Source organism: Duganella callida, from assembly GCF_004614165.1.
GTDB lineage: Bacteria > Pseudomonadota > Gammaproteobacteria > Burkholderiales > Burkholderiaceae_D > Rugamonas > Rugamonas callida.
The window spans coordinates 1-4,652 of the sequence record NZ_SPVG01000133.1 but is presented as its reverse complement, the minus strand read 5'-3'; the positions used below and the strand labels follow the sequence as shown (position 1 = coordinate 4,652).

Below are 4,652 nucleotides of genomic sequence, written 5' to 3'. Positions count from 1 at the left end.
GGTCCGCCCGGAGCCGGCCGCGCCGCCATCGCCCGCTGCCGCCAAGCGCCCGCGCGCACCGTCACGCGAACGCACCATCGGCACCAAGGTCGCCGGCCAGCCGGCCTTCGTGCTGCACAGCTATCCCTACAAGGAAACCAGCCTGATCATCGATCTGTTCACGCGCGACTTCGGCCGCGTGGCGCTGATCGCCAAGGGCGCCAAGCGGCCGCACTCGCAGCTGCGCGGCGTGCTGCAGACCTTTCAGCCGCTGTCGTCGGGCTGGGTCGGCAAATCCGAATTGCGCACCCTGACCGATGCCGAATGGGTGGGCGGCATGCTGCCGCTGGAAAAAACCGCGCTGCTGTGCGGCTTCTACCTGAACGAACTGCTGGTCAAACTGCTGGCGCGCGACGACGCCCACCCGGCCCTGTTCGACCATTACGTCGCCACGCTGAACGAACTGGCGCACGGCGAACCGCCCACCATCGTCTTGAGAAAATTCGAGCGGGCCTTACTTAGAGAGACAGGCGTGGCCGCCGAGCTGACGCGCTGCACCGAGACGCGCAGCCGCGTGCTGCCGCAGGTGCTGTACGTGGTCGATCCCGAGCGCGGCCCGCGCCCGCAGCGCGCCGCCGACGCCTGGCCCGGCGTGGCCGGCAAGACCCTGCTCGACATGGAGCGCGAAGACTACCAGGACGCCGCCACCCAATCGCAGAGCAAGCAGCTGATGCGCTTCCTGCTGGCGTACCACCTGGGCGGCGCGCCGCTGAACACCCGCCAGATCCTGATCGACCTGGCGCAGATATAACTTGATAAACGGTATAGACGAATGAGCTTCCTGCAACCCTCCGGCACCATCATCGACCTGGGCGTCAACATCGACCACGTCGCCACCCTGCGCAATGCGCGCGGCACCGCGTACCCGGACCCGATCCGCGCGGCGCTGCTGGCCGAGCAGGCCGGCGCCGACTGCATCACGCTGCACCTGCGCGAAGACCGCCGCCATATCAAGGATGCCGACGTGATCGCGCTGGCGCCGCAGCTGACCACGCGCATGAACCTGGAAGCGGCGGTGACGCAGGAAATGATCGACTTCGCCTGCCGCATCAAGCCGGCCGACGTCTGCCTGGTGCCGGAAAAGCGCACCGAAGTGACCACCGAGGGCGGCCTCGACGTCGCCGGCAATTACAACGCCGTCGAGCGCGCCGTAAAGCAGCTGCAGGCCGAGGGCATCCGCGTCAGCCTGTTCATCGACGCCGAGGAAGCGCAGATGGACGCCACCGCGCAGATCGGCGCGCCGGTGATCGAACTGCACACCGGCCGCTATGCCGACACCGAGGGCGCCGAGCAGGCCGCCGAGCTGGAACGCATCAAGCGCGGCGTGCTGTACGGCGTCGGCAAGGGGCTGAAGGTCAACGCCGGCCACGGTCTGCACTACACCAATGTACAGGCGATCGCCGCCATCGCGGAGATCGCGGAACTGAACATCGGCCACGCCATCGTCGCCCACTCGCTGTTCGTCGGCTGGGAAAACGCCGTGCGCGAAATGAAGGCCATCATGGTGTCGACCCGGATCGGCATGCGCGTATGATCTACGGCATCGGCACCGACATCTGCAAGATCCCGCGCATCGAAGCGGCGCTGGAGCGCCACGGCGACCGCTTCGCCAAGAAGATCCTCGGGCCACAGGAATTCGAGAAGTATTTGGCGCGCAAGGCCAAGCATCCTGTGCGCGGCATCCGTTTCGTGGCGACGCGTTTCGCCGCCAAGGAAGCGTTTTCCAAGGCCATCGGTCTGGGCATGCGCATGCCGATGACCTGGCCCGCCGCGCAGATGCTGAACGCGCCCAGCGGCAAGCCGGTGATCGTCTGCAGCGGCGTGCTGAAGGAATTCATGGACAAGCACAAGCTGACGGCGCAAGTGACCGTCAGCGACGAGGCCGAATATGCCGTCGCCTTCGTCATCGTCGAACAGGCAAGAGACTAAGTAATGACCGATCTGGAAGCCCAGCCGGACCCGCGCGAGCAGGTCCTCGCCACCGTTGCCAAACTGCCCAATCTGCCGGGCGTGTACCGTTATTTCGACGCCGAAGACAAGGTGCTTTACGTCGGCAAGGCGCGCGACCTGAAGAAGCGCGTCTCCAGCTACTTCCAGAAAAACCTGGCCAGCCCGCGCATCGCCATGATGGTCGAGCGCATCGCGCGCCTGGAAACCACCGTTACGCACAGCGAGGCCGAAGCGCTGATCCTGGAAAATAACCTGATCAAGGCTCTCAGCCCGCGCTACAACATCCTGTTCCGCGACGATAAGTCGTATCCCTACCTGAAGATCACCGGCGGCGATTCGCCGCGCATGGTCTATTACCGCGGCGCGGTGGACAGGAAGAACCAGTACTTCGGTCCTTTCCCCAGCTCGTGGGCGGTGAAGGAATCGATGCAGATCCTGCAGAAGGTATTCCAGATCCGCACCTGCGAGGAGAGCGTCTACGCCAACCGCACGCGTCCCTGCCTGCTGCACCAGATCGGCCGTTGCAGCGCGCCGTGCGTGGACCTGATCAGCAAAGAGGACTACAAGGCCGACGTCGACAACGCCGCCCGCTTCCTGCGCGGCCGCCAGACCGAGGTGCTGCAAGACCTTGAACAGAAAATGCACGGCTACGCCGCCGACCTCAAGTTCGAGCAGGCGGCATCGGTGCGCAACCAGATCCAGTCGCTGTCGCGCGTGCTGCACCAGCAAAGCATGGAAACCACCGGCGACGCCGACGTCGACATCATCGCCGTGCTGGTGCAGGGCGGGCGCGCCTGCGTCAACCTGGCCATGGTGCGCGGCGGCCGCCACCTGGGCGACCGCGCCTACTTCCCGACCCACGTCAGCGATGCCGAAGCCATCGCCGAGGAATCGATCGAAGTCGAGGTGCTGGCCGCCTTCCTGGCGCAGCACTATGCCGACAGCTTCATCCCCGGCACGCTGATCCTCAACCTCGAATTCGACCACCCGGCGCTGATCCAGGCCTTGCAGGAACAGTGCGGCCATCGCATCAACCTGATCTTCCAGCCGCAGGACCAGCGCCGCAAGTGGCTGGAACTGGCGCAGAAGGGTGCCGAGATCTCGCTGGCACGCCTGCTGTCGGAGCAGGGCTCGCAGCAATCGCGCACGCGCGCGCTGGCCGACGCCCTGTCGCTGGAGACCGAAGACCTGGAGACACTGCGCGTCGAATGCTTCGACATCTCGCACACCCAGGGCGAGGCGACCCAGGCGTCGTGCGTGGTGTTCCATCACCACCAGATGCAGAACGGCGAATACCGCCGCTACAACATCAACGACATCACCCCGGGCGACGACTACGCCGCCATGCGCCAGGTGCTGTACCGCCGCTACGAAAAGGTGGCCAACGGCGACGGCGTGATGCCGGACGTGGTGCTGATCGACGGCGGCAAGGGCCAGATCGAAATGGCGCGCCAGGTGTTCGCCGAGCTGGGACTCGACATCAGCCTGATCGTCGGCGTCGCCAAAGGGGAAGGGCGGCGCGTCGGGCTGGAGACGCTGATGTTCGTCGACGGCCGGGCGTCGCAGGAACTGGGCAAGGAATCGGCGGCGCTGATGCTGGTGGCGCAGATCCGCGACGAAGCGCACCGCTTCGCCATCACCGGCATGCGCGCCAAGCGCGCCAAGACGCGCCAGACCTCGCGCCTGGAGGAGATCGAAGGCATAGGCGCCAAGCGCCGCCAGCGCCTGCTGGCGCGCTTCGGCGGTCTGCGCGGCGTGATCAACGCCAGCGTCGAGGATCTGAAACAGGTTGAAGGCATCTCCAGCGCGCTGGCCGAGGAAATCTACAAGCAGCTCCATTAGAGGCCAGCACTGCTGGTTTAAAGTGCTTGAGCAAGGTAGACTAGCGGCGCATTACAAAATTTCAAGGCCGACCCAGATTTCCTAGCCATGCCCTTTAATATACCGATACTGTTGACCTGGTTGCGCGTTGCGCTGATTCCGCTGGTGGTGGGCGTCTACTACCTTCCCACCACCGTCCTGCCGGTGGACGATCAAAACCTGGCGGCCACGCTGGTGTTCATCATCGCCGCCATTACCGACTGGTTCGACGGCTTCCTGGCGCGGCGCTGGAACCAGACCTCGGCCTTCGGCGCCTTCCTCGACCCGGTGGCGGACAAGCTGATGGTGACCGGCGCCCTGCTGGTGCTGGTGCAGCTGGACCGCGCCAACGCCGTCATGGCCTTCATCATCATCGGCCGCGAGATCGCGATCTCCGCGCTGCGCGAATGGATGGCGCAGATCGGCGCCTCGAAATCGGTGGCGGTCAGCTCGCTGGGCAAGATCAAGACCACCGCGCAGATGATGGCGATTCCGCTGCTGCTGTTCCATGACGTGCTGGGCGGCGCGGTCGACACCCAGTTCTGGGGTTCGCGCCTGCTGGAAATCGCCGCCGTGCTGACCGTGTGGTCGATGTTCTACTACCTGCGCCTGGCCTGGCCGCTGATCAAGGAACGTTCGGGCCAGCTGTAACGGTATAAACAATATTTTTGATTCGGCAAATTTTTCCCATTGACAGGCCGTGTAGAACCTCTATAATGCTGGCCTGTTGTTGATGACGACGAAGCAAAGCGGGAGTAGCTCAGTTGGTAGAGCGCAACCTTGCCAAGGTTGAGGTCGAGAGT

General features: G+C 64.6%; 5 protein-coding genes. All 5 read left to right on the top strand.

Features of this window, described 5'->3' with window-relative positions; all coding sequences use genetic code 11:
• The coding region (gene recO, locus E4L98_RS13125) for a DNA repair protein RecO (protein ID WP_135202003.1) at window positions 1-790 on the top strand (790 nt) is incomplete at its 5' end.
• 21 nt (window positions 791-811) lie between these two features.
• Window positions 812-1,573, top strand: a complete 762-nt coding sequence (gene pdxJ / locus E4L98_RS13120) for a pyridoxine 5'-phosphate synthase (RefSeq protein ID WP_135202002.1) — start codon at window positions 812-814, stop codon at window positions 1,571-1,573.
• Window positions 1,570-1,968 (top strand): holo-ACP synthase, encoded by a 399-nt coding sequence (gene acpS, locus E4L98_RS13115; protein ID WP_135202001.1) that lies wholly within the window; start codon window positions 1,570-1,572, stop codon window positions 1,966-1,968. Before pdxJ ends, acpS begins: the two co-directional genes overlap by 4 nt.
• A 3-nt stretch (window positions 1,969-1,971) precedes the next feature.
• A complete protein-coding gene (uvrC, locus tag E4L98_RS13110) occupies window positions 1,972-3,831 on the top strand; it encodes an excinuclease ABC subunit UvrC (RefSeq protein ID WP_135202000.1) in 1,860 nt (619 codons plus the stop codon).
• 87 nt (window positions 3,832-3,918) lie between these two features.
• Window positions 3,919-4,500: a CDP-diacylglycerol--glycerol-3-phosphate 3-phosphatidyltransferase gene (pgsA, locus tag E4L98_RS13105; protein ID WP_135201999.1), complete on the top strand. Its 582-nt coding sequence runs from the start codon at window positions 3,919-3,921 to the stop codon at window positions 4,498-4,500.
• The last annotated feature ends 152 nt before the right edge of the window (window positions 4,501-4,652 follow it).

Bases quoted from the DNA above. Each gene is read 5' to 3' on its own strand.
- pdxJ (WP_135202002.1), top strand. From the start codon at position 812: ATGAGCTTCCTGCAACCCTCCGGCACCATCATCGACCTGGGCGTCAAC.
- acpS (WP_135202001.1), top strand. From the start codon at position 1,570: ATGATCTACGGCATCGGCACCGACATCTGCAAGATCCCGCGCATCGAA.
- uvrC (WP_135202000.1), top strand. From the start codon at position 1,972: ATGACCGATCTGGAAGCCCAGCCGGACCCGCGCGAGCAGGTCCTCGCC.
- pgsA (WP_135201999.1), top strand. From the start codon at position 3,919: ATGCCCTTTAATATACCGATACTGTTGACCTGGTTGCGCGTTGCGCTG.